At 38.5% G+C, this 26,413-nt stretch carries 20 protein-coding genes and 1 tRNA gene; 14 read left to right on the forward strand and 7 right to left on the reverse strand.

The annotated features are described in order from the left end of the window. Positions 1 to 375 precede the first annotated feature (375 nt). From MSBR3_RS09535 to MSBR3_RS09555, 5 genes are all read left to right on the forward strand, one after another. Positions 376 to 2,379, forward strand: a complete 2,004-nt coding sequence (locus MSBR3_RS09535) for an S-layer protein domain-containing protein (protein ID WP_048107776.1) — start codon at positions 376 to 378, stop codon at positions 2,377 to 2,379. Positions 2,380 to 2,555: 176 nt separating this feature from the next. Further along, on the forward strand, positions 2,556 to 3,308 hold the full coding sequence (locus MSBR3_RS09540; RefSeq protein WP_155396779.1) for a hypothetical protein: 753 nt from the start codon (positions 2,556 to 2,558) through the stop codon (positions 3,306 to 3,308). A 778-nt stretch (positions 3,309 to 4,086) separates the two neighbouring features. Then, positions 4,087 to 4,197 (forward strand) — tRNA-Met (locus MSBR3_RS09545). A 302-nt stretch (positions 4,198 to 4,499) separates the two neighbouring features. Next, complete coding sequence (locus MSBR3_RS09550; protein WP_052723350.1) at positions 4,500 to 5,207, forward strand: DUF421 domain-containing protein; 708 nt, start codon at positions 4,500 to 4,502, stop codon at positions 5,205 to 5,207. Between the two features lie 144 nt (positions 5,208 to 5,351). After that, positions 5,352 to 5,792, forward strand: coding sequence for a hemerythrin domain-containing protein (locus MSBR3_RS09555; protein ID WP_048107778.1), 441 nt, complete (start codon positions 5,352 to 5,354; stop codon positions 5,790 to 5,792). Between the two features lie 693 nt (positions 5,793 to 6,485). On the opposite strand, the gene MSBR3_RS09565 is transcribed toward MSBR3_RS09555, so the two are convergent. Continuing rightward, on the reverse strand, positions 6,486 to 9,173 hold the full coding sequence (locus MSBR3_RS09565; RefSeq protein WP_230627359.1) for a NosD domain-containing protein: 2,688 nt from the start codon (positions 9,171 to 9,173) through the stop codon (positions 6,486 to 6,488). Between the two features lie 1,023 nt (positions 9,174 to 10,196). Here MSBR3_RS09565 and MSBR3_RS09570 point away from each other — a divergent pair. From MSBR3_RS09570 to MSBR3_RS09585, 4 genes are all read left to right on the forward strand, one after another. Further along, on the forward strand, positions 10,197 to 11,123 hold the full coding sequence (locus MSBR3_RS09570; RefSeq protein WP_048107781.1) for an NADP-dependent oxidoreductase: 927 nt from the start codon (positions 10,197 to 10,199) through the stop codon (positions 11,121 to 11,123). 242 nt (positions 11,124 to 11,365) lie between these two features. Further along, positions 11,366 to 11,770, forward strand: coding sequence for a hypothetical protein (locus tag MSBR3_RS09575; RefSeq protein ID WP_048107783.1), 405 nt, complete (start codon positions 11,366 to 11,368; stop codon positions 11,768 to 11,770). Between the two features lie 398 nt (positions 11,771 to 12,168). Further along, complete coding sequence (locus MSBR3_RS09580; protein ID WP_048107785.1) at positions 12,169 to 12,561, forward strand: YkvA family protein; 393 nt, start codon at positions 12,169 to 12,171, stop codon at positions 12,559 to 12,561. A gap of 476 nt (positions 12,562 to 13,037) precedes the next feature. Then, the gene (locus MSBR3_RS09585) at positions 13,038 to 13,457 is read left to right on the forward strand and encodes a protease inhibitor I42 family protein (RefSeq protein WP_052723351.1); all 420 of its coding nucleotides are present in this window, start codon (positions 13,038 to 13,040) and stop codon (positions 13,455 to 13,457) included. Between the two features lie 228 nt (positions 13,458 to 13,685). Here MSBR3_RS09585 and MSBR3_RS09590 read toward each other — a convergent pair whose 3' ends face one another. After that, positions 13,686 to 14,192 (reverse strand): hypothetical protein, encoded by a 507-nt coding sequence (locus tag MSBR3_RS09590; protein WP_048107787.1) that lies wholly within the window; start codon positions 14,190 to 14,192, stop codon positions 13,686 to 13,688. A gap of 885 nt (positions 14,193 to 15,077) precedes the next feature. On the opposite strand from MSBR3_RS09590, the gene MSBR3_RS09595 reads away from it, so the two are divergent. From MSBR3_RS09595 to MSBR3_RS09610, 4 genes are all read left to right on the forward strand, one after another. Next, positions 15,078 to 16,325 (forward strand): ABC transporter substrate-binding protein, encoded by a 1,248-nt coding sequence (locus MSBR3_RS09595; protein ID WP_048107788.1) that lies wholly within the window; start codon positions 15,078 to 15,080, stop codon positions 16,323 to 16,325. Then, on the forward strand, positions 16,322 to 17,017 hold the full coding sequence (locus MSBR3_RS09600; RefSeq protein ID WP_048107790.1) for a GTP-binding protein: 696 nt from the start codon (positions 16,322 to 16,324) through the stop codon (positions 17,015 to 17,017). Before MSBR3_RS09595 ends, MSBR3_RS09600 begins: the two co-directional genes overlap by 4 nt. 76 nt (positions 17,018 to 17,093) lie before the next feature. After that, positions 17,094 to 18,098: an ABC transporter ATP-binding protein gene (locus MSBR3_RS09605; protein ID WP_048107791.1), complete on the forward strand. Its 1,005-nt coding sequence runs from the start codon at positions 17,094 to 17,096 to the stop codon at positions 18,096 to 18,098. A 256-nt stretch (positions 18,099 to 18,354) separates the two neighbouring features. Continuing rightward, positions 18,355 to 18,591, forward strand: coding sequence for a hypothetical protein (locus MSBR3_RS09610; RefSeq protein WP_048107793.1), 237 nt, complete (start codon positions 18,355 to 18,357; stop codon positions 18,589 to 18,591). A 484-nt stretch (positions 18,592 to 19,075) separates the two neighbouring features. Here MSBR3_RS09610 and MSBR3_RS09615 read toward each other — a convergent pair whose 3' ends face one another. Both MSBR3_RS09615 and MSBR3_RS09620 read right to left on the reverse strand, forming a co-directional pair. Then, complete coding sequence (locus MSBR3_RS09615) at positions 19,076 to 19,660, reverse strand: DUF3267 domain-containing protein (RefSeq protein WP_230627362.1); 585 nt, start codon at positions 19,658 to 19,660, stop codon at positions 19,076 to 19,078. Positions 19,661 to 19,845: 185 nt separating this feature from the next. Continuing rightward, complete coding sequence (locus MSBR3_RS09620; protein WP_230627365.1) at positions 19,846 to 20,037, reverse strand: type II toxin-antitoxin system HicB family antitoxin; 192 nt, start codon at positions 20,035 to 20,037, stop codon at positions 19,846 to 19,848. A 314-nt stretch (positions 20,038 to 20,351) separates the two neighbouring features. On the opposite strand from MSBR3_RS09620, the gene MSBR3_RS09625 reads away from it, so the two are divergent. Beyond that, complete coding sequence (locus tag MSBR3_RS09625; RefSeq protein ID WP_048107795.1) at positions 20,352 to 21,140, forward strand: hypothetical protein; 789 nt, start codon at positions 20,352 to 20,354, stop codon at positions 21,138 to 21,140. A 125-nt stretch (positions 21,141 to 21,265) separates the two neighbouring features. On the opposite strand, the gene MSBR3_RS19430 is transcribed toward MSBR3_RS09625, so the two are convergent. The 3 genes from MSBR3_RS19430 to MSBR3_RS09645 all read right to left on the reverse strand — a co-directional run bounded on the left by MSBR3_RS19430 (position 21,266) and on the right by MSBR3_RS09645 (position 25,958). Then, positions 21,266 to 22,304, reverse strand: a protein-coding gene (locus MSBR3_RS19430; RefSeq protein WP_155396780.1) for an IS630 family transposase whose coding sequence is annotated in 2 segments (ribosomal slippage) — positions 21,266 to 21,835 and positions 21,837 to 22,304 — 1,038 coding nt in all. Because the reading frame shifts where the segments join, the coding sequence is not laid out codon by codon here. Between the two features lie 157 nt (positions 22,305 to 22,461). After that, positions 22,462 to 22,734, reverse strand: coding sequence for a hypothetical protein (locus MSBR3_RS20235; RefSeq protein WP_155396781.1), 273 nt, complete (start codon positions 22,732 to 22,734; stop codon positions 22,462 to 22,464). A 356-nt stretch (positions 22,735 to 23,090) separates the two neighbouring features. Continuing rightward, positions 23,091 to 25,958, reverse strand: a complete 2,868-nt coding sequence (locus MSBR3_RS09645) for a DEAD/DEAH box helicase (protein WP_048107800.1) — start codon at positions 25,956 to 25,958, stop codon at positions 23,091 to 23,093. Positions 25,959 to 26,413: the final 455 nt, after the last annotated feature.

Genomic DNA, 26,413 nt, shown 5'->3' on the forward strand with positions numbered 1-26,413 from the left:
TTATTTAACCTGAGTTTTATAATAATAGAATCTTTTTTCCATAGTATTTTATAAGTATTTCGAATTTATCTTTTAATTAACTTATAAAGAATAAACTGCCGGAGTTCTTTCGACATTTACCGTCATTTGTATCGTTGTTTTGCGCTTTTCCCCTTCAATTTCCCTGAAATAGACCACAAAAGATTTAATAAGGCAACTATTTTATAGAACACTTGTAATCCAATTTAGAGGGATAAGGAGGGAATGAAATCCTCTTCGGCAATAGACGAAATATAAAAGTCTGACTTGGTGAAGAATGGTGAAACCCTTAAAGTGTTGATCCCGACACTTCTTCTTACATACGACATATCTTAACAAACATGGAGGAACAATAAAATGAAGAGATTCGCAGCAGTGACACTGGCTGCTCTCATGCTTCTGACTGTATTTGCATCCGCCGCAAGTGCAGCAGACACACTTGAGATCCGCGGTCCTGTGTTTAACGGCTCTAATATCGACGACATTGTCGGCGATGGCATTACAATTGATGCTACTCAATTTGCAGCATTCTACTATGATATTGACGATAACGTCACAACTGAAACTCTTTCCATTAAAAATGTTGCCGGAAACAACGGTAATGTAATTGGAGAGGGCGGAATTGTATATTCAACCAAGATTCAGAAGGTTGACTACGAATATGATAAGCCAAGCCTTGGCTGGGACAACTACAGCTTGCTTGGTTTCTTCGCAGAAAAGTACATTCCTCTGAAATCTAACAGTGCTGACAAACTTGCCAAGCTCGTTATGGACAGCGATGACAAGGTCACTCTCAAAACCGGCGATACCCTTGACCTCGGTGAAGGATACTCCCTCCAGGCCAGGCAGGTAGATGTCGATGGTGACAAAGTCTGGCTCGAATTCGACAAGGACGGAGAACACGTAGATGACGAAATCGTCAATGTTGGAGAAGGTGACAGCACCTGGGACGTCGAGCTTGATGACATCCAGGATGAAGACGATGTTACTGTCATGAAAGTCCATGTCAACCAGGTATTCCAGGGTGCAGTCGACAGCGTTGCACAGATTGAAGGTATCTGGCTCATTGACTACGCAAACGCCATAAAGATTGAGTCTGATGACGAATTCGGCGAACTCAATGATGTTTCCATTAACGGTGACACCCTTAACATTACCAATGAAGACACTTTCACTCTGACCAGAGATTCCACAAATGAACTTGCTGAAGGTCTGTCTTTCAAAGTCGCTGACACCCCAAGCAATGTGCTCAGGTTCTATCTCGCAAAGGATATTACCGAGCCCGGATCCTATGAAATAAGAGGAAGTGTCGCCTCCGGACCAGCTACCTGGGACGCAAGCAACTTTGCAGGTTTCTACTACGACCTTGATGACAATGTTCAAACAGAAAACCTCAGCGTTTCCAAACTGAACGGAAATGTAATTGGAGAAGGTGGCCTCGTTTACCAGACCTCCGTTAAGAAGGTTGACTACGAATATAATAAGCCAAGCCTTGGATGGGACCAGTATCCAGTTATTGGTTTCTTTGCAGAGGAATACATTCCACTGAAATCCAACAGTGCTGACAAACTTGCCAAGCTTATTATGGACAGCGATGACAAGGTCACTCTCAAAACCGGCGATACCCTTGACCTCGGTGATGGATACTCTCTCCAGGCCAGGCAGGTAGATGTCGATGGTGACAAAGTCTGGCTCGAATTCGACAAGGACGGAGAACACGTAGATGACGAAATCGTCAATGTTGGAGAAGGTGACAGCACCTGGGACGTCGAGCTTGATGACATCCAGGATGAAGACGATGTTACTGTCATGAAAGTCCATGTCAACCAGGTATTCCAGGGTGCAGTCGACAGCGTTGCACAGATTGAAGGTATCTGGCTCATTGACTACGCAAACGCCATAAAGATCGAATCTGATGACGAATTCGGCGAACTCAATGATGTTTCCATACAGGGAAATACCCTCAAGATCAGCAATGAAGACACCTTTACTCTGACCAGAGACTCAGATCAGGATATTGCCGAGGGCATGTCCTTCAAGATCGCTGACACTCCATCCAGTGAACTCAGGTACTACCCATTCGTTACGAAGACTGTTGGTAACGTAACTGACAACAATACAAGCAGCAGCATTCCCAAACCTGTTGACAACGTAACTGACAACGTAACTAATGTAACAACAACCCCTGATACTACGGACGATGTGAACGCATCAGACGATACTGATGAGACACCAACTACCACAACCCCAGAGACAAACAAATCTGATGATGAAAATAAGGAAAACTCCCCAGGATTCGGAGTTGTTCTTGGACTTGTCGGACTCGTTGGAGTTGTCTACCTCGTCAGGAGGAACAACTAAAATTTCTGATTGAAGGGTTTCCTAACCCTTCTCTCTTTTAATTCTTTTTTAAGTTCCTTTTTCAGATAACTTTTTATTCTACATATTTCTTAATTCAACCGATCTTTCAACTTTGAAATCCCGGTTTTAAACTTCGGTAGTTATTTCCAGGATTATACAGATTTTAGGTGAAGCTTATGAAAAAAATGGTGGCTTTAATATCTGCACTTGTGGTTTTAATGGTCGCATTTTCAGGCTGCGTTGGCGACAATAAATCCGCAGTAAATGGAACAGAGCCCAATAGTTCGGGAGAAAATGTAAATCCTGCCGAAAGTACGGCTAATGTTAGTGAGCTTAACGATTCCGCAGTTAATGTAACAGAATCGAGTAACCTGGAAACGAATGTAAATCCTGCTGAAAATGCAGCTAACACTAGCGAGTTTAACAAGCCCTCGGCTGGTGGAACAGACTCAACTAACTCGGGATCAAGTACAAATTCCGCTGAAAGTACGGCTGACATTAGCAAGCTTGAAAACCTTCCTGAAGGTTTCAAATATATTGGGTCTATCCCTCTTAATGCAGCTGATATCAAAATCGATTACAACGCGGAGAATATTTCAGAAGTTGTCGGAGGGTCCGAAGGAATGTACAAGTACAATGAGTCCGACTTCTATATTGATGTAATCGAGCTTGAGAATTCTGAGGCTACGACTAATTTGATAGATGCATACAAATCTTCCTTCAAACCATTAACAGAAGGCTCCCGTTTTGTCGATGAGTCATTTAATGGGCATTCAGCTGTAAGAATTGCAGACCACGTCACTTCCGCAGGAACCGAGATTCCCAGATATACTTATATATGGGGCAGTGGAAACCATGTGTTTGTGGTTACCGGAAGTACTGCTGATGCCTCTCTGGTCAAAAAGCTAGCAGAAGCCACAGGACACTGATAGTTTCAAAAAGGTAAAACTTTTTATCCTTTTTCCTTTTAACTCTTTTTTTTCAACTTGTTTCAGTTTAATATTTTATAATTTTGTCTTATTCTTCCCTCTGTCTGGCCACTTTCCTCAGTAAATACATTTCAAAATTGTTTTTTCATCTTATTTTTGTTATTAATTTAATATAGTCTGCATTTATTGAATTTTATGGAAAGACAAAACCAAGAACGTAGTGCATTTAGAGGCAAAAAATGATATCAGGCAAACTCACCAAATGCCATTAAGAATCAGTAGTAGCCTTCACCAAGGTCTCAGGGCAAACTTCTGGAAATGTGTTCCAAAAATGCTATCGTGTAAAGTATTAACTCAAAAAATCCCGTGGGATAGGAGTCTGGCATATTTACGGATTAAACTAAATTTTGAAGATTTTAACAATATTACTTTCTAAAGTAATTTTTATTTTATAGGGCCTTTTTCTGCCGACGTTAATATTGCCAATTGACTTACGGAGAACTCAATTAACTTCTTCAATTCCCTGTATTATATGGGATGGCAGAATACAAGACACCTCAAATGATAACCTTACTACCTTTGTATGTCCTTGAACGGGTATTCCTGGTCGTCGCGGCAAGTTTGGTGAGTTCCAGTTTCCTGTCAATTCCTGAAGTGCTATTCTATAAAATATCTCATTCTCGGACAACTTATTCATGTAAATATTACCAAAAACTATAGTTTTCCAGTGTTCCGATCGTTAGCCTTTAATATATCTTTGTACATTTGTGTGTTGCAAGCCCGGATAGCCTAGATGGTTGGGGCGCCAGACTCATAGGGACAATTATATGAGGCGTCTTTAATCTCCTGAGATATCTGGAGGTCGCGTGTTCGAGTCACGCTCCGGGCATCTTATTTTTATTCATGCATTTTAATTCCATTTTTACGGATCTCTTGTTTTAAAAAATCGTTATTTTGCGAATGTTTTATTGTCTATAGCTTCATTATCCATATACTATTATTATTTTATTCAAAGTAGCTTCTCTAAATTCTATATTTGGGACAATCAATTTTCTTACATAGCGAAATCAGTTCTTGAACTTTATTAGTTTGGGAATCAAATTAGTATCATAATAAACTCAACATCACCAATTGTTTGCATAAACTGTTTAACTGAGAACTTTTAAGCCATTACATATCTTTATTATTAATATGGCAGAACCTTCCATAGAGGCTTTCGAAATAAAAAGAATTCTTATAGCCGATGCTCCATGGCTTTTCATACTTGAAGTGATTGTTAGAACAGTTTTTATGTTTGTTTTTGCACTGATTATCATGCGGCTTTTAGGCAGGAGAGCAGTTGATCAGCTGACACCTTTTGATCTTTTGATTATTATTGCTCTTGGATCGTCTATGGGAGATCCTATGTTTTATCCAGACGTTGCAATTCTATGGTCAGCTTGTGCAATTGCAACTGTTACAGTACTTTACAGGATACAAACAGCTCTGGTGAACAAGTTCCCCAAGTATGAGGATTTTACTCAGGGTTCACCTGCCAAAATCATAAGTAATGGGATTCTGAATTCTAAAGTAATAGGAAAACATACCCCTACACAGGACGAAATTTTCCTTTTATTAAGAAACCAGAGTATCAGAAGTTTGGGAGAAATTGAGACTGCCTACCTTGAGAGGGACGGCAGTGTAAGCGTTTTTAAACTTCCAGTTGATAAACGAAGTCCTGGTTTGCCCACTCTCTCTCAAGATATGATTTGGGAGTTAAATCCTCATAAATCATATGAAAAAGTTGAAGACTCAGGCTTTTATTCCTGTTATAAGACAGGTGAGACTATCTGGTTGGAAAAGGGATCTAAATTTCCCGGTTGTAAGGGAAATATATGGATATCGTCCGAACAAGCATAAGAGAATTGTCTTTTTTTCTATGAACTTGAAACTCAGAAGACTTAAACTCTTTTATATCACTTATTTTAGAAATCGAAATCTGTAGTTATATATTTATATATTTGTAAATATCCTTTATTGTACCTCAAATGAGGGAGGGGAAATATGGAAACAATATATGATATTTTGAAAGCAGAACACAGGCAAGTTTCGGATCTTATACAACAGGCAATGCGTGATGGATCAAAGGAGACTTTCTATAAAGTAAAGGCTAAGACCGATCCTCATCTACAGGGAGAAGAGAAACTCTTTTATCCACTGCTTAAAGAAAAAGAAGACTTAGGTGAGCTTGTTAATCATGCCTATGAAGAACACAATGAAATAAAATCAATCTCATCCGAACTGGAAAATATGGATCCTGGCAGTTCTGACTGGACTTCCAAGATCAAAGAACTGGATCAAACCGTAAGCCATCACGTAGACGAAGAAGAGAATAAAGTATTCCCGGCAGCTCAGAAAGTCTTGAGTGAAGACAAAGCACAACAGATAGCTCAACAGTATCTAGACTTTGAAAAAAGTTTTAAACAACAACATCCCATGCCATAAAAATTATAGAAGATTAGAGGAAGATGAGAAACTAGAAATATACAAACTTGAGTTTTATTTAGCTAATTTTCTTTATTCTCTTTTTCAATTGTCATTTATTTGTATAAGTATCCAGGTACACTTTTTAGACCTCTTAAGATTACAATAATTGCATTTATATAATAATTGCTTTTATATTTATGATCCTTGTATTTCCAAATACAGTTAATAGATTTTGCATGTTTTAGAATGCCTTCTCTCTGTACTGAAGTAAAAATAAAAAAGTAAACTGAGGCTGATTTAAAAGAGTTTGCAATAATCCCTCTTCTATCCGGTAAACTTGAAGGAATTTTTTCCTGCGCTTTAAACGTACATGCATTCAAGGTAAAATGTAACATCATGCATGGGGTATTCTGAATAGCTCAAAAACTTGTAGATATACCTTGTAACAGCAGTTAAAACCCTTTTTCGCTTACATTCACCTCCCTAAGAAGCTATATAACCTCTATTTAAAAAGTATTTAAATAACTTCATTAAAATCCTGCAAAGTCTTAAGAATCTGTGTGGATTTTTTAACCTCCTTAAAAGCTGTACAGCCCTCTGTTGAACTCTCCTAAGAAGCTGTAAAACCTTAATTGGTCATGCCAAATCTCCTGCTGTTCATATTTCCAATAGTCAGAATATTTTTAGGGATTTTCAATACCCGGGATTGAATTATGGTATGGAATCTACAAGAGGCAGATAATCAATACCCTCTGTATTCACGGCATAAACTGCATCACATATGCCATCTCCGTTTTTATCAGCATGGATCTGGCTGAAGCCGTCCCCTTTTGGAGTAGCCCAGAAATTCCCACCGAGATAGGGCCCATCAATAATATTTTTTGCCGATGTTAGGGTTGTGTTCAGGCTCGTACCTGTGTTTGAACCTTGCAGGTAGATATTATTTACATTGTTGAAATAGTTATTATAAACCGAGCTGTTTCCCGAATCTAGCAAATATAACCCATATTCCGAGTTTGAAGCAACCCTATTACTGTCCAGAATATTATTTCCGGAGAAACCTAGATAGATTCCGTGCCCGGAATTTGAGTTTGCCTGGTTACCTGATAGCCTGTTATAACTGGAATTTTTCAAATAGAAACCGAACCTGTTATTCGATACGTTATTATCACTCAGGTTATTGCTGCTTGAATAGGCAACCCACATCCCGTAATTGCTACCGGATACCGAATTATTGAGAAACTCAGTTTCGCTGGAGTTCTGCAGGTAAATGGAGACATAATTATTCGAAGCTGCATTATTAATTAATGTGTTTTTGGCCGAATCCCAGACACTGATTCCAGACCCGTTGCTGTCTGACGCACTATTGCCTGTAAGAACATTTCCGCTTGATGCCTTTACGTGAATACCGATCTGATTATTTAATACCCTGTTGTCGTTCAGCTTATTATTATTGCTCGAAGAATACAACCATAAACCGTAATTGCTATCCGACACCGTATTATTGCTGAGCAGGTTTGCGCTGGAGTTCCTCAGAACGACAGAAACACTGTTTTTCGAGGCTGTAGAATTGCTTAATGTATTTCCTATAGAATCCCACAGACTTATACCGGAATTTGTATTATCTGATACCTTACTATTGCTAAGTACATTTCCACGGGAAATTTTCAGATAGGCCCCGATTTTATTGTTTGATAGAATATTTCCTTCCAGTGAATTATTGCTAGAAGAATCCACCCAGATACCATAAACGCTGTCAGATGCCGAATTATTGAGAAGCGTATTTTCCGTGGAATTACGCAGGAGAACTGAAATTCCATTTCCTGAGACTATATTATTGTCCAGAAGAGTACTGCTGGAAGAGTCAAGAAGGATTCCGGATCCCACACCCGAACCTGAGTTATCGAGAATCAAGGAACTGTTCTCACTGGAAATGTTTAAAGTCGGATCTGTATAACTGTTTGAGATTTGGTTGCTTTCGATATTGCAGTACTTAACTCCCCTAAGGTGAATGCCCGAACTGGGGTAGTTTACAGGCCCCGTTATATTCAGTCCGCAAATTGTCACTCCATCCGCAATAATATAGAAAACATCATCCAGACTGTTGGCTGCCTTGATGATAGTGTCCCAGCTAGTATCCCCACGACTGAAAGATTGGGAGATAAGGGTCAAATTTGTAACGTGCACGTTGACGTTTTCTTCATAGATACCTGGGAAAATAAGGATTGTATCACCAGGAAGTGCATTGTCTATTGCCGCCTGGATAGAAGTAAAATCTGCGACCGGGCCAGTACTGTTACTTACAGTAATCACTGCAGGCTCTGATCCTTTGATGGGAAGATAATCTATGAACTGAGTGCCTCCAATATTATACTGGGAATCAAAAATTCCGTCAAGGTCAGTGTCCCTGGCTTTTTCAGGATATGTAGTACCATCGGGTTTTGTCCAGACATTGCCCCCGAGATAAGAACCACCAGCTATGTTAATACCCTCAGTTTTAGTCATATTCCAGTTATTTTTGTCCGATACTGTTTCGGACTCTACGTTTACCGTGTTATTGAAACAATTATTGTAAATTAGATTGTTTGAAGTTTCGTAAATAAACATTCCTGATTTCTCATTGAGGACTACAGTATTACCTACAAGGATGTTGCTATTTGATTCGCCTGTGAGATAAATGCCTTCTGTATTTTTAGAAATTAGATTATTCTCCAGGAAATTGTTAGAGGAGTCAAAAAGTGAAATTCCGTTACTGCAATTCGAGATTAAATTATTACTCAAATTATTGTATATGCCGCCGCCAAGACTGATACCGGTAAGACAGTTCGAAATTTCATTATTATCAAGCTTGTTGCCTGAACTCATTATATATAGATCGATACCGCAGCTATTATTGAACAGTTTATTGTTTTCAATGCTGCAATCAGTAAATCCGAAAACATGAACTCCCGAGTATTCGGATCCACTTATGCCAAAACCTTTAATGCTTACGTCGTTTGCCAGGATACTGAAGATATCTTGAGAGACGTCAGCTGCCCGGACTATAGTATCGGAGGAATTTCCAGATTCGGAAACAATAGATATGCTCTTGTTAACTACGATATTCTCCTCATAAGTACCAGGTTTGACAATTATTTCATCTCCTGGACTTGCAGAAATCACAGCAGCCTGAATGGTGTTGAAATCTGCAATCTGATCAGTGCTGTTGTCTACATAAATCACAGTAGCTGCTGCACTTCCTGCAGTAACAAGGTGAAGCGCAAGAGTAACTATGAAAACAATTTTATTAAGTTCTTTGACATGCATCATGGTAAGCCCCGCGTTAGAATTTAGAGAAATTCCTGAGGTTTTGTTTTTGTAGCAGTTGTCAGAGTTATTAACCGAATAAGGAGAATTCATGTGAGATATCACAGGATATTTCAAAACCGAAGAAATTGAGATTAAATCAATAGGATCGGTAAGATTTTTAGATAAATTTGACTAATTAATTAGGTTAATTTGATTGGTTAATCGACCAGGTTATTTTGACTGCGTAGTGTGAAATTGCTCACAGTTCCCATAACTCCAGACTTTGAGGCTAGTTTTAAAAGAGACTAAAAAACCAAACACTCAAATTAATGTTCTTACTCACATTCCTATCCGGTTTATTGCCCTGGTGAGTTAACTACGATATGACATACAACAGCGTTTTTCAGCAAGAACTGTGTAGTTTTGGAACTGAAAGCATATATAAAAAAACTTATACTGTTATAAAAAGTTAACTCAAAAGTTAGAAGGTGAGTTCGAAAAGACAGGAATTCAGGAAAATAGAATGTCCAAGTCTAGATACACTATAAGTCGGAATAAGAAGCAGCATTTCCATGAATTTTTCTCTACGGACTTTGATCCCTACCAAATAATCATTAAGATGAATGCAAACTAAAGCTGGGCTTAGGAAATACAGAAAATTTTCCAGAGCCGAAAAGTCTACATAAAACTACGTTTAATATTTTTGTTTATAGCTCAAGCTTTTAAGCTAAATTTTATTCGTTTTACTCTATTTCACACCTTTAAGTTAAGTTTACCTCACATTTAGACATTTTTGCATTTTAGAGCATGTTTATATTACGTAATTCCTATCCTCCATCCAAGCCTGAAGAATTTTGATACTGCATTCGCCTGCTATTTGTTTGGTTTTTCAGGCAAAATCAATAACAACCAATTTATAGAATTATCAATATATTAAAATTTGAATTATAATTAATGAAATGAATTCGGTACGCATTTGAGCGGGCTTTTGTAAGGGACTTTCGATCATTATGCACAAATGTTGACAATTTATTGAATAGGAACAGAAGATATCGGAAACAAGGAATATTGAAACAAAGCTCTAACGAAAACAAAAAGATGTGACTCGTTAAAGATGCCTTTTGAGGTGACAATTTGAAAGCGATAAGAATTCACGAGTTTGGAGAACCCAACGTTCTGAAGTATGAGGATATTCCTGAGTCCCAGCCAGGCCCTGGTGAAGTTAGAATAAAAGTTATTGCAGCTGGAGTCAACCCAGTAGATTGGAAGATACGTAGTGGTTATATGGAACTGCCTTTGCCAATGACTATGGGATCGGATATTGCAGGTGTTGTAGACGTGGCAGGACAGGGAGTTGAGTCCTTCCAGCCTGAAGACGAAGTTTTTGGTAAAGCATCTCCAGGGGAGGGAGGATATGCTGAATACACGGTTGTCAATTCTTCACAGATAGCTCAAAAACCCAAAAGTATCGGATTTATCGAAAGCGCTGCTATTCCTACTGCAGGACTGGCTGCCTGGCAATCACTTTTCGATATTGCAGGTCTTGAGCGCGGACAGACTGTGCTTATTCACGGAGCTGCGGGTGGGGTCGGAAGCTTTGCAGTCCAGTTTGCCAAATGGAAAGGTGCATATGTTATTGGTACTGCATCGAGTAAAAATGCCGAGTTCCTGAAAAATATAGGTTGTGATGAGGTAATCGACTACAGAAACCAGCAGTTTGAAGACATCGTGGGAAATCTTGACGTTGTGCTAGACACGATTGGGGGAGATACGTTAGAGAAATCCTGGAGTGTACTAAAACCAGGAGGATTCCTGGTAACGACTGTAGCCAGCATTCCTGAAGAAAAACCACAAAAATACGGTGTACGGGCAGAAAGGCTCATGACTCAGGCTAATGGAAAAGAACTCGCTCAAATAGCAGCCATAATAGACGAAAATAAAATCAGGCCTATTATAACGACCGTGCTTCCTCTGGCAGACGCACAAAAAGCACATGAAATGAGCGAAAGCGGCCATACTCGTGGAAAGATTGTCCTGCGCGTTGCAGAGGACCCGAAGTGAAGCCTGAACCTATAAACTGCTTATAAGCATAAATGGTACGCACGAAAGTTTGAGGGACTTTCTCTATTGGAGGTATAGAGGTGGTATCCAATCCTTTGACCTCTACCGGCTGGCATGTAAAATTATTGTTTCTACCATGATAAGAGAAGGAAATACATTGAAAACAGAAACCAGTAGAAATTTCAGTGAAAGCGATTGATTCAAGTTATCTGAGCACCTGAATTGTCGGATGGGGGGAAAAAATGCCAGAACAGCCGAAAAAATCCAGGAGTCTTATTCCACTTTATATAGTTATTACTTTATTTTATATAGTCATAGCATTTCAGGGAAGCGAAAATAGTGTCCTGTTAGAATCGGTATCAGAGGAATCTGATTTTCAGGTTAACCTTACTAAAGATATAACTTATAAATTTTGGATTGATAATCCCAATGGTCCCGAGAAAGTAAACGTAACAATTAGTAAAGATTCATATATTGCTCTCCAAAACACATTTGTATTGACACAACCAAGAAAGAGTTACTTTCCTGAAAATCCTGAATTTACTGTGAAAGAAAGTGGGGTTTATCATGTACACGCCAAACCGCTGAATTCAGGGACAGTCTATATGGAAATTGAGGAACTGGAAGTTAAGAATCACAATGATTAAAGTATTCCAGGCTTAAAGTGTTCCAGGTTAGATGACAATACTTTTTGAGTTTTACATTACTGATGTTTTTTAATTTGGTAACTTGTAATCATATTTTCCTGATAATCGTAAATTTTTGGTAATTAAGAGGGTAGTTTAAGTATACCGAGTTTAATGGCTAAGTTTATAGCGGCCCAGTTTAGAAAAGAAAGCCAGTTTTGTTATAAGACTATTGATTGCCCTAGACTATTGATTGTTCTAATCAGTGCAAAAAGGGAAACACTATCAATAGAGTAAGGAAAAAATACTGCTATATAGGGCAAGAAGAGATACTAATAGGATAAATAGTTAATATAGGATGAATAGTTAATATAAAAAACCACGTATAAAATCTAATTAGTATGCGACTGGAGATTATTATGTATAGAATTAACAATGTCAGAACGAAACCGACTGAAGCAAATCTTGAGTACTTTAACATCAGCCCAGAAAAAGTTTCTGATACGGACCTGGGGTTTTCTGAAGAAGTCAGAGACTATCGTTATCACTCAACAGATTTCAGAAAAAGCTGGTATTACTTTGGACTATTGCTTTCTATGTTGTTGGATTTTTTTAAAGGAAGATACCCGCTTCCAAAAAAGACAGCACTATTGATAGTGTTTACCTTTCTGTATCTAATAAGTCCAGTTGATATTGTTCCAGATGTTTTTCCTCTAATTGGACTTGTCGACGATGTTGCTGTGCTTGCTTTTGCATTTAATTTTATCAAAGGCGACCTGGAGAATTATAGAGACTGGAAAATGAGTAAATGAAAAAAATAACCTGAACCGTTATACTTGGTAATACCATAAATTTTACCAGAGTATTCAATAAGTTTAGGATTCCCGGAATTCAGGCAATATTTTTGAAATTACAACAAAAGATGCCAGTAAAATAAGAATTTTTATGGTTAATTTGAGGAATTTATTTTTTAATCTAATGATAACCTCTTTTTATATTAATGTTAGATACCGAAAGTCTATTTTAATTTCATATTATAAACGAATATATTCCACCATAGTAAGTAATTTATCGTCTATCTTTTCTGTAATTACTTATCTTAAGAATAATTTATTCTACTTGTTTTATCTATCAGCCAGTAATATCAGTATTTAATTTCCACCTTTTCAATGTGATATATGGAATAAATCTAGGTTTCAAAATCTAATGAAGGTTAGAGATACGAAAAACGAAAATAGATAGCTAAAATAACTCGATAATTAAGTTGCTGTTAGTGGATGGTGATATAATGTCAAAATTTATACATGGAATGATAGTTTTGATTACATGTTTGGCTCTGGCAACACTTCCAACTGCTGTATGTGCTAAACATGATATAGTAAGTCAAAATAAGATAATAACCGAAAATGACAATGGAAATACCATATATATTAAAGAAGGAAATGCTTTTTTTTTGATACTTAAAGAAAATCCGAGTACGGGCTATTCCTGGCAACTCAGGTTAAGTAGCGGACTTAACCAGCTCTCGGATAAATACCAACCCTTCGAATCTCCGAAAAATAATTTTGTGATTGGCGCCGGTGGACTTCGTTTATGGAAAATTGAAGGCGTAGCTAAAGGCAATCAGCAGGTAAACGCAATATACAAAAGGCCCTGGGAGTCAACAGGTAAGGAGCAGACCTTCAAACTTAATGTTGTGGTAATCTGAACAGTGCTCTTTATACCTCTTCTTCCTTTTTACGGTTTCTTGAACTCGACTGAAAGGGGATTAGCTCCAACATATAAAGCACTTATATAAACCGAATTTGCCAAACCGTTTATTTTTTCAGGAAACTCCATTAACTATTCCAATTTATAGAGTTAGAGAAGTAGTTTTAAAAACCGGCATAAGACCAACAGTTTTATGCTTCTTTCCTGCTTCAGAAAAGAAACAGGTTTATGTTATTCCTGCTAACTCAGACGCTTTCTTAAGGTGATCTGTACCGGAATTGCGAAATGCTCTGGCCTTTAAGAAATTTTCAGTTCCTACAGTACCATTTTTCGCCTCATTTGCTCCCTGTAGCAAAAACTGACCTGCAGAGTTATAATCCTGAAGAGCCGCCCTCCATTCTTTCTGTGCATCCTGGAGTTTGGGAGATACGATATACTGATCATTCTCCTTAGTGGCATTCTGAGTATCGTTTACTATTTGTTGCGCATAGACTGCAAGCGTTATATAGTCAGAGTTGTTTGTAGCATTGGATACACCATCCAGATCTGTTTTAAGTATCCTCAGGTGTTTCTGGACGTTGTTTCCCCATGCAATGTCCTGGTAAGCTGACTTGAAGGCGTTTAGCGGTGAACCTGGTCGAGAAGAATTTTCGTCATTTTGTGATTCGGCGAAGCTACTGACAATCAGCGCAATTAGCAAAATAAGCAATGCGAAATAGATGTGTTTTTTCATATACATACCCCTAAAAGTCCATTATGAACTATAGGAATATAGAGGAAATGTATTATAAGATTTCCATTCATGTGTTATCAGTTAAGCATTAAATTTCGTCTCCTAAACATACTTTTACAATAGTTATAATGTATCTGCATCTATGTCTCCTAGCTCTCAAGTTATTCTTTAAAAAAATTGAAAATTGAGATTAATTCGTATGCTTTAGGTGATGCTTATAACTCATTCAACAACACTATGCAGACATCTGGAACTATTTTAATATCAATCATGTAATATATCCTCCTTATGATGCTGCTATAAGTGAAGAAGGAAAAGTTGAGCATAACATGTATAGAGTAACTGTTTCTCAAATTAGAATGAAGGAAATAGTGAGTTGATTTAATGAACTAACTTAATGAGCTAATTTGGAAGCTAATTTGGAAGCTAATTTGGAAGCTAATTTGGAAGCTAATTTGGAAGCTAATTTGGAAGCTAATTTGAGGAGTTAGGTTAAGGAGTTAGGTTAAGGAGTTAGGTTAAGGAGTTAGTTTGAGGAGTTAGTTTGAGGAGTTAGTTTGAGGAGTTAGGTTAAGGAGTTAGTTTGAGGAGTTAGTTTGAGGAGTTAGTTTGAGGAGTTAGTTTGAGGAGTTAGTTTGAGGAGTTAGTTTGAGGAGTGGATAGGAATAGGACTTCCTAGATAACAATATTTATATGTTTGTATCTTTTATTGGAATAACTAATATTCCACAAAACAGAACAAAAAACAAGAGTGATGTAAATGTGGAATTGATATTGTTTGATAACGTAAGTTTTTCCTTAATGGAGATACTGTTATTAAAATTATAATCTGAATATTATAAAGGGAGAGAAAATACTGCTTAAGGACATATCAGGCGGAATGGTATGAAATCAATTGACGAAACAATGAGTATATACCAGATCTTAAGTGAATATCCATATTTACTAAAAATATTCAAACAGCATGGAATGGAGAAATTTGAAAATAAGGAAGTTCTCGAAAAACTTGGCCCTTTACTGAAATTGAAAACAGCTCTATCAATGGTATCGCTGAACAAAGATTCCTTTATTAAGCTTCTTAATCAGGCTATATTAGACAATGAAACAAAAAGCGATTTTACCCTTGCAGATTCCCCGGAGCGACAAAAAGAGCTGACCTTTCTTGCCCTTTTGCCCTGCGGCATGAAGATGCCTTTTAACCGTGCATTTGACGACTTCTCAACTGAGTACAGCAGACAAATAAATAATGTGCTCCATTCTCTCGTGGAAGGAAATGTTAATCATGAACTTTCCTATTATGCCTATATCGATCTTGTTACATCGATTGACGAACTGCCTGACATAATTGTAAGTTCTGATATTAACAGCTTCTACCACAAATCCTTCCAGGACAATTTTCTCAACAAGGAGTACTTTATAAGTCTTGCTCCAGCTCCCATGAACATTGATTTTGAATCCATCGGTTTTGCCGATCCCCGTAGCCAGTTTACCATGATTTCTGCAAACCTTCTTGTTCTTGTCACAATAGATGAACTCGTGAAGGATAATACCAGACCAGGATCCTGGGAAGATCTTTTAAAAGACGAACACCGAAACAAGGTTGTTATGCGGGGACAGGATGGTTTTTTCTGTAACGGAGTACTGCTTCCGTTCTACCGGATGTATGGAATGGGAGGAATTAAAAAGCTTGCTTCGTCAGTATATACAGGAATCCATCCGTCCGAAATGGTCAAAATGATAGACAGCAAAAAAGATGATGTACCACCAATGTATATCATGCCTCTCTTCTTTGCCAAGAAAATTCAGGACAAATCCCGGATAACGATTAATATACCTTCAGAAGGAGCTATTGTAAGTCCTGTACAGATGCTGGTTAAAAAAAGTGCGGTAGAACGGGTTAAGGAGATCACGGATTTTCTCTGTGGAAAAGAGTTTGGGGAGATCTCTGCCAGAGCTTTTTTCCCAACAACGAATCCTGAAGTCAATAATAATCTTGAAAGTAACCTTGAAGGAAGTGACTCACTCTACTGGCTTGGCTGGGACTTTCTGATGAATACCGACATAGGAGCACTTAAAAAAGAGATAGAAGAAGTTTTCAATAAACATTTTTATGAGACCGGAGGTGTGGTGTGAGGCTTGTTACGGTAGCAGGTCCTCCCTCATCAGGAAAAACCAGTATCGTTATCAAGACCATAGAAGAGCTCAGACAGAAGGGCTTTTCAATCGGGGTGGTAAAATTTGACTGCCTCTCGGCTCAGGATGAGGATCTCTATTCCGCTCACAATATTCCGATCAAAACCGGGCTCTCAAGAGGACTCTGTCCTGACCACTTTTTCGTAAGTAATATTGAAGAAGCTCTCAGGTGGGCCAAAGAGAGAAGTTTTGATTTTTTGATTACCGAGAGTGCAGGCCTTTGCAACCGCTGTTCTCCCCATATTAAGAATATTCTGGCAATTTGCGTTATTGATAACCTGAGTGGTGTCAACACACCTAAAAAAATAGGCCCAATGTTAAAACTTGCAGACATTGTTGTTATTACTAAAGGGGATATTGTGTCCCAGGCAGAACGTGAAGTCTTTGCGTACAGGGTCAGACAGGTTAACCCCAGAGGAATGATAATTCAGATCAACGGCGTTACAGGACAGGGTAGTTTTTATCTTGCAAAACTCATGGAAAAAACCTCTACAATTGAAACCCTTCAGGGAGCTACACTTCGGTTTACCATGCCCGGAGCTCTATGTTCATACTGTCTTGGAGAGAGAAAAATCGGGGACGACAAGCAGATTGGTGTTTCAAAGCTGGTAAATTTCAGAGGAGAAGAATAGACTAAGGGAGAAGAATAGACTAAGAGAGAAGAACAAAATGCGGGAGAGAAATAGATTGCGGACAGATTTGCTTCACATGACAATAAACGAACTCCAGAAGATAATGCCCTGGATAGAAGATTACTTCTCTGCGTTTGCAATTGATTCAGTACATTATGGGAATGAAAAACTGGAAGATCTGAGTTCGATACTTGGTGAAGATTATTTTATCGAGATGGAAAGCAGTTCTCTCGCCTTTATTGATGGTTTCTTTCTATTTATTGAGCAAGCAAGAGCTCTTCAACAGGGAAACGGGTCCACAGTAGAATCCCTTACTGTGATCCCGGGAAATAATAAAAATGGCGAAAAGGAGGCCTTTTCGGTAGAGCTAAAAAAAGGCGAGGTGACAGCGATTGTCGGTCCGACAGGATCAGGCAAATCACGTTTTCTGGCTGATATAGAATCTCTGGCTCAGAAAGACACTCCAACCGGCCGGAAGATATTGGTTAATGGCCGAGCTCCGGATGACGAGGAGCGTTTCTCAACTGAAGGGCGTTTTATCGCTCAACTTTCACAGAACATGAACTTTGTTATGGATCTCAGTGTCGAGGAGTTTCTGACCCTGCATGCCGAGAGCCGTATGGTTGATGAGATATCCCGTATTGTCAAGAAAATATATGATACTGCAAACATCCTGGCAGGAGAACCTTTCAGCAGGGAAACTCCTGTTACGGAACTTTCAGGAGGACAATCCCGTGCTCTAATGATTGCAGATACCGCACTTCTCAGTCCGGCATCTGTCGTCCTGATCGACGAGATTGAGAATGCCGGAGTCGATAAGGTTAGGTCTCTGGAGCTTCTGGTGAGTAATAACAAGATTGTTTTAATCAGTACTCATGATCCTCTTCTGGCTCTATCGGCAGATCAGCGACTGGTAATTCAAAATGGTGGGATTTCAAAACTATTAAAAACCACAAAGGATGAGAAAAAGTACCTGAAGAGCCTCGAAATAATCGATAGCAAACTCACTCTTCTCCGAAATCAGTTGAGAAGGGGGGAAGAAATCGACTTCAGCGATTTTCCGGTGCAGATTAATTTGTAGGGATAGAATAAAATTGAGAAGATCTGTTATTTCAGAAAACTCTACAAGAATGCCGATACCGTTCTCCGGCTTCTCTTATCCTCTGGCATAAGAACCAAAAACAGCTACCTTCGTTGCTCCTTCTTTTTAAAGGAATGAAGAGATTTTTTCGAACAACTCTTTTAAAGGACAGAGAATCTATTTGATTTTAGATAACTTTGATACACAACCGATGGCTTAAAACGCTTATAATTTATAGTGTCCTATAGGATAGTATATGGCTGCTACAACTACAGTTTGTCTTGAACCCAGAGTAAAAGAGATGCTTAACGGCTTAAAAACCCACCGAGAAGAATCTTATAGTTCCGTAATCGAAAGGATCGCAACTATGGCTTATGATAGCGAGCCCTTAACAAACAGTGAAATTACAGAAATTGAAAAAAGCCTGAAAGACATAAAAGCAGGAAGATACTATAGCGAAGATGAAGCAAAGAAAATGTTAGGTATAGACTAATGTACACTGTTCATTATACTTCACACGCTATTAAGGATATCAATAAACTGCCAACTGAAGTTAGAAAAAGAGTTTTTGATGCGATTAATGGGATTAAGGAAAAACCTTACTCACATGTCAAGAAATTAAAAACGTTTCCTGACTTACCTATCTATTCTTTGATAGTGGGAGAATAATCGAGTACTGTTGAACATTACACGATCACAGCTTATTATTTTTGTAATAGGAGCTGGTTATCGAAGCACAGTTTACAGAAAATATTAACTAAGAGTACTGAATAGGAAATTAGGATCTGATAAAAAACAGATCCTGTTACAATATTAGACAATATTAGGTCTGAAATTTTTTTCAGCAAAGGACAAAACTGTATCGCTTTTCTTATATGTTAGCCAGCTCAACTGTTTTTCCCTGAGTATAAAAAAGAAATTTTTATGTGTGCATTTTATATGTGCATTTTATGTGTGTACTTTAAGATGATATGTCTTCAATTGCTTTCGGGAACGCTTTGATCCATTCTTTTCCAGTAAGTCCTTATCCCGTTGAAGGTAAAACACGCATTTTCAGGCACCTGAGTTAGTACAAGAATTAGGATAAGGATATCCACTCCTGAACTCATAGCATTTAACAATATCAGAACTTTTGCTAACGGATTTAACAGATCCAGAACCCCAAGGATCCCAGGAAGTATTATTGAGAGCAGGATAAAAGGTGCCAGTGTGATAAGAATATATCTTGATTTCGAGACCTCTTCTTCCGAGTAAACAAATCCGCCAAAATAAGTGATTCCTAAAAATGTTTTATTCGACGTTAAAAAACCCGGAACAAAGACAAGATGAGCGAGTTCATGAATAAAAATCAACCCTATAAGGCATACAATATCCTGTAAAGATATGGTTAGTTTTATCGTTTGCAAAGAACTGATGCCAACATCTGCTAAAGAGAAAGGAGAAAATATGCCAAGAACCGCCATAGAAAGCAGAGTGCTCAGGATCATTAACGGAACTGATAAAAGTATGGCAGACGCAAGACTTCCAGGCTCACGCAGCTGTATCCAGTTGCTTGCGGTCAATTCGGAGTGCCTTTCAGAATTTACTTGAGGAAACCTGTATCTCAGCCGGATAATACCTTCTCCTTTTTTACATTATACTAAAGGACTGTTTTATTTTTTAAATCTTATTAAGAGAAAAACAGATTTGATAAAAGAAGAATTTTGTGATTGTATCACTTTTTTATTATATTTCCGGCCTGGCCCCCTCAAATTTTCCCCATTGCGTCGCCAGTAGCATCTTCAAGTTCCTTAGCTTCAAGACAGACTTGTATTGCTTCTCTTATACGTTCCATAGCCTGCTCAACTGTTTTTCCCTGAGTATAACAACCGGATATGTCGGGAACTTTTGCAATATACATCCCGTCTTCGTCCTGTTCGATCAGGACCGTGTAGTTCAAGCTCTTGCCTTCCATCTTTACCGGAATAACATTTAATCTGTGAGTATTTAAAACTGTTACAACCAAAATTGAAGGCAAAAGTTAGCCAGGAGCCGTAAAGATTCAGAACGATATTACTTTTTATTTTATGTTTCCGTCCCGAGCTTCCCTCAAATCCTTCGATTGGAAATCATGAGATTACGCCGCTGTTTTTGAAAAATTCCAATTTGAAAACTCTCCAGCTTACTGTTCTCAAATAGAAAACGAAAAATATACGTGACAACAATACTTACCAAATATTAGTTTAATGTGATGAAAAGTAAGAAGGTACTTTATTGACAGAAACTGAAGTAGAATCCAGGACAAAAAGTAGCGGAAAAAAAGATAAAGATTATTCAATAAAGTGCGAACAAAATGTATGCGTAATTAAATATAAAGGGGAAATAAGATACAGAAGACCCTTTAAATGGGTACCTTTAGTAAACCTCTTTGGGGAATATGCGATCCGGTTTTTTGGAACACTGGAGATAATCCTGGGAATAATAGGTGCACTTATATTTTGTATCGCATTAGGAGAGATGCCGGAAGATCTGAAGAGCTTAAAAGAATATTTAGTAGGTGCAGTTGTTTTCCTTAATTTTTTTGTTTCTTTATATCTGGTTCTTGATGGAATTTTCGCACAATCCAATGCAAAGTTTGTAAGATTTCTCAAATGTAAAAGATGTGGCAGAAAAAATGCTTATGAAGAGAGGGAAAAGCCAGATATCAGGGAGGATTCAACTGAAAATTTGTATACTGTCACAATAACTCGGTACTGGAAGTGTAAGTATTGTGGATATCTTGACAGCAGTCAAAGCTCAGAAAACATAAAGTGCTTTAAAATTAAAAAGAAGAAACCCATTGAGATGACATGCGAAAAATGCGGAAAGACATCATTGAGTTCGGAGTGCAGAAATCCCGATATGAAAAGAGAGGATTATGTTGTAGGAAGTGACAGTACTGAAATCAGGTATTACGAATGCAATTATTGCGGACACTTAAATATTGAAACAAAGAAAAATCATCTCAATTACATGGAACCTCTTGCAAACTCAGAAACTAAAAGGAAGGACCCTAGACTTTAAATTAGGATAATAAGCCTTATTATAACTTTTTTACTAGATTTTCCGCCCCAGACCGCCTCAAATACTTTAATTGGAAATCTTGATTATGTCGCTGTTTTGAAGATTCCTTATATATAGTTCCTTACTCAACAAATTACACTCTTTATTTGTGGATTGAACGTTTCCATCCATTTCTTTGCAAACGATAATGACTTTTCCACTTTCGTAAATTCATTTTTTATAATGTTTCTTAGATGTTCTTTAGATTGAATAAATCTGACAGATACTTCTCTTTTTATCGTTTTCCATACAAATTCTACAGGATTCAGATCTGGTGAATAAGGAGGAAGAAACACAAGTGTTATTTCTAATTCTCTTGCTTTCCTCACCGTTTTATCAGCGTGATGTGACCTTGAATTATCCAGAATAAGAATTATTTTTGCCTTTGGATTCTGTTCTACAATTTTCACTAAGAATTCACATACATTTTCTGCTTTTGAACTTTCCATAAAATCGATGAGATTTCTACCATTGAGAGAATAAAAGGCAAATGCATTTGCCTTTATATAATCTGTATTTTTAGTCATTAAAGGCTTTTTAAATGACCATAATCGTTGCGTATTTGCTTTTGTTTGTGGCGAAGATTCATCCAGAAAACCTATGATATATTGGTCATCTGGACCAATATATGCTGGAACTGCTTCTATTAACTTTTTTTAAAATTTCCTCAGCGTTTTCAGGCCTTCTGTAGTCAAGAATATATGGTTTTGAATGATACATATTAAAACTATGCAGTATAACTCCTATTTGCTTTTGTGAATACTCTACACCATATTTTTCCTTTACTAACTCCAAAACTTCTCTTGTAGTCCAGTAATCCTTTCTATCCAACAAGATTCTTAATTCTGTTATTTGATTATCGGTAAGCTTGGATTTTCTTCCTCCACCAAAATTTGGTATTAAGGCGGCATAGCCGCCTTTATTCCAATTCTCTTGCCAGTAATATCCTGTTTTCTTGGTGACTCCAACTTTAGTAGCAGCTTCTTCTACAGAATCTCCCAAAAATCTAAATTTGACAAAATAGAGCCTTTTAAGAACTCTTGAATTGTTTTCATGTCTGATTAAAACGTTAATCTCATCAAGAGTTATATTGCGATCAATAAGAATGTGTTCTTTCCCCACCATAATAGAAGATAAGTGTTAATACGTGTAATAAGTTACGTTGAAGACTATAAATAAAAAAACAGGCATAATCAGGAAAGCATACTTATAAATAAGATTCATATCAACCATTTATTACGGCTGAAGCTGGTTTTGAGGAGAAAGTAACAAAGGAACTGGTTCAATCAAAAAGCAACTGACAGACATAAGAGAGCACATGGTAGACATAGACTGTATCCTCACTGATAAGGAAAGAAAGCTCGTAGATAAAAGCTATGAGCACCAGAAAAAAAAACTGACATCCCTTTCGGAGTTCAAGAAAGAGCTGGGACTCTAATATGTTTGAAATTTTTCTGGATACGCCTGCAAAGAATTTTATCAAAAACTCGATTCCAAAAACAGCCAGAGAATTATCAAAGCCATTGAAAAACTTGCTGAAGACCCTGTTCCTCATGATGCCAAAAGAATCCACGGCACCAGCGAAAAACTTTTTTTGCCTGTTTTATAACAAACTTGATCTCCTCTTCTTCCCAGGGCTTGAAGGCTGCAATCATTTATTTTTAGAGTAGCCAACTGATTCAAATCATAAATAAAAAAAGAAAAGATTGGGGAATAAGACATCTGAATAGTAGGCGAGGTGGGTGAGAAATGGCATACATTAGAAGGAGATTGTATCAGATGTCTTGCTACATAATATTTAGGAGTGGTTATATAAATGCTATTATCTACTGCTATTTAACATGCATTTATTTCAGTACTCATATCTTTACTTTCAATAGAGTACGCCAGCTTAAATTTAATCTACTATTGTTACTCCCAAAATTTCTTCGTCTTCACGTAATTCCTCTCCGCAATGAGAATATCCCTGTAAAAAGCCTCTTCATCCACCCTCATTTTTTCAATCACCCTTGATGCCGTATCAGGCCCTATTCCCCGGCTGGCAAGCGCAATAACCGCTTTCTTTCCCTGAGAGCGGACTATACTTGCATTTCTGTAAACTCTCTGTATCCGTTTCTTTTCTTCGGAGGAGACACTGACCTTTTTTGCCTGTTTTTTAACAAGATTGATTTCCTCTTCTTCCCAGGGTTTGAGGGCTGCAATCATCCTGGACTCACAGACAGGGCAGACAATTTCTTCAGGCACGCTCTTGACCTGCCTGCGAGAAGTCCATTTCTTGCAGTTCGTACAGAATAGAACAATTCTGTCGTTCATAATGCGTTCCTTAAGGGCAAGGACAATCGAACGGTCGGCTTTTTCCGGAGCTACCAGATCTTTTTTCATGGCAAAGCCAGCTGAACCTATCGGGGTTGGCATGGAGACTTCAACAGAAATCTCGCCGGCTGCTAGTCTTTTAAGGACTTCTTTTGTCCTGGGGACGTCAAGCAGGTCATGGAAGATTTCGCGGATTACCTCATCATACATCGAAGAGCCCTGGTAAATTTCCAGCAGTTTTTTCATGCTGATCCGGTCGTAGTCAATGTCCCTTGAAAGGGCTCCGAATTTTCGGGCTACATGGACCATTTTCCATTTCATAAGAGTTGTATTTTTCAGGGTCATTTCTATAATCGGCTCAACGTGTTCGGGGCGAAGGGAAAGCAGCATATCTCGGATCTGGAAAGAGCCTACCCGCCTCGGAAGGGTCAGCTTTATCCTGTAAGGATCTACTTCCTGAGCAACACTGCTCCCGAAACGGGCTGAAAGAAGTGAAGTCAGAACCCTGGCAAGAGTGCCGTTTGTGTTATGGCCGAAACAGGCGTTCAGGGTCACAGCATCTCCTTCGTCTTCGATCACGATTGTATCCGCATCAGGCAGAGGGAAACCTCCTTCTACATGTTCGCGTACCAGGCGGATCAATTCGAGCACGGCATTCCTTGTTACGGGGTATTTTGCCTGTAACTGTCTGGCAATAGCTTCGTCATCAAGTTCGGTATGGATAAAAGTTGCAATCTCCGACCTGAGTTTTCCCACATTCTGGGCGACCTCAAAAGGCACAGGGATTTCTTCTCCGGTCCAGCTAGGGACCTCACCCATACCTTCCACAGGCTCGACTTTGATCCTGTCCTTTCCCTGCTCGCGGTCAGGCATCTCAACAACACGCCACATGTAGCCTTTAGTTATGAAAACGGCTCCAGGTTCTGCAAAATTCACGACAAAGGCTTCGTCCAGCACACCGACCGATTTTCCACTTACAATATCATAGATTTCGTACTTTTTTTCATCCGGGATCATGGACAGGTTCTCGTAATAGTATTCCCGGCTTTTCCTGCGCCTTTTGACTATATTTGAACCTCTTTCATGCCAGACCAGTTTGTAATCCCCTATCTGGTCCATAACTCTTTGAAGCTCCTCAGGCTGAAGATTCCGGAACGGGTACGTCCGTTGAAGAATTCGGAGAATTTTATTAATTTCGACATCCCCAAAATCCATAACCATGCCTGCGATCTGGTTTGCTACTACATCCAGGGATTTTATATGCGGAGAGACTTCTTCCACCCTGCCTTCCAGCGCAGCTTTCGTAATTGCCATACTTTCTGCAGTATCGTCAACCTCCATAGAAATGATAGTGCCACGTGAAATCGAATGCAGCTTATGCCCGGCCCTTCCGACTCTCTGGAGCAGCCTTGAAACCTGACGTGGGGACCCATACTGGATCACACGGTCGACGTTTCCGATGTCGATTCCAAGCTCCATTGACGAGGTGCAGATAAGGCCTCTTAGGGCTCCTGATTTGAAAGCTTCCTCGGCTTCCACACGGGCTTCAAAAGAAAGCGAGCCATGATGTACCCCTATGGATGTTCCGAGTTTCCGAAAACCGGCAGCTAGAGCTTCGGCACTCTGCCGCGTATTTACAAAAATAAGAGTGGACTGGCTTTCTTCGACAATTTTCCTGATGCAGAGCAGGTGAGAAGCAAATTCAGGTTCGCAGCCAACTGTTTTTGCAATGTCCAGTACTTCTTTTTCCCGTATCTTTCCCCCTTCCGAAACCTGAGGATTAACCACATCGAACTCAAGCAGTTTTAACAGAGCTACCTCAATTACAGTAAAGTCTCTTCCATTACCTGCCAGAAACTTTGCAATTTCCCAGGGGTTCCCTACTGTCGCTGAAAGTCCTATTCTCTGAAACTCCCCTGAAATTTCCACCAGCCTCTCAAGCCCAACAGCTAGCTGAGTTCCCCGTTTTGAACCTGCAAGTTCATGGATTTCGTCTATCACCACGTGAGTTACGGTTTCAAGGTTCTGACGCAGACGGGAACCGGTAAACATTGCCTGTAAGGTCTCAGGAGTTGTGATCAGTACATCAGGAGGACTTCTAGACTGGCGTTGCCTTTCGCTTTGCGGAGTATCACCGTGTCGAACCTGGACTTTTATGTCGAGCAGCTTCCCAAGAATCTCAATGCGAGAGAGCATATCCCTATTAAGAGCCCTCAACGGAGTTATATAAAGGGCAGAAATTCCTTTTCTGGCTTCGGGTTTCTTTCTCAGAATATTGTCAAAAACAGGCAGCACGGCTGATTCGGTCTTGCCAGAACCTGTAGGAGCTATCAAAAGAGTATGCTTTCCATCCATTATGTGAGGAAATGACCTTTCCTGAGGTTCTGTGGGTTTTGTAAAGCCAAGAGTTTTGAGGGCTTCCTGAATCTTTGGGTGAAAAGTGTTAAAGATGTTATTAAACGACATGTTTTTGTAATCAGTTTTTGGTTGAATTATTCGGTTGAATTATTCAGTTGTTGTGTTAGTTAGCATCAGTATAAATGTTTCTATGCAAGCATAGTAAAGTGATTAAGGCAAATAGAAAAAGCATGGAGAAGCGTGTAAGGAAAATGTAAAGATTGATATGGGCATTAAAATATATAAATTAACTCATATTAAAAATATAAATAAACCTTTATTAAAATAATATAAATTAACTGGTATTAAATAAGTTAACCAGGTGTTAAGAAATATAAATAACCAGATTAAGGGACATAAATTATCCAGTATTAAGGGATATAAGTTAACTTGTATAAAAATAGAGCAATTAAAGATAGAGTTTGAAAGCTCAGTAGAACTAAAGGTGGCGATTACATAATTTATTTTCAAGGTACGTAATCTATATAAAGGTTTGAATACAACTAAATAATTAAAAAATTTAG

Origin of the sequence: Methanosarcina barkeri 3, assembly GCF_000970305.1 — an archaeon.
GTDB classification, from domain to species: domain Archaea; phylum Halobacteriota; class Methanosarcinia; order Methanosarcinales; family Methanosarcinaceae; genus Methanosarcina; species Methanosarcina barkeri_A.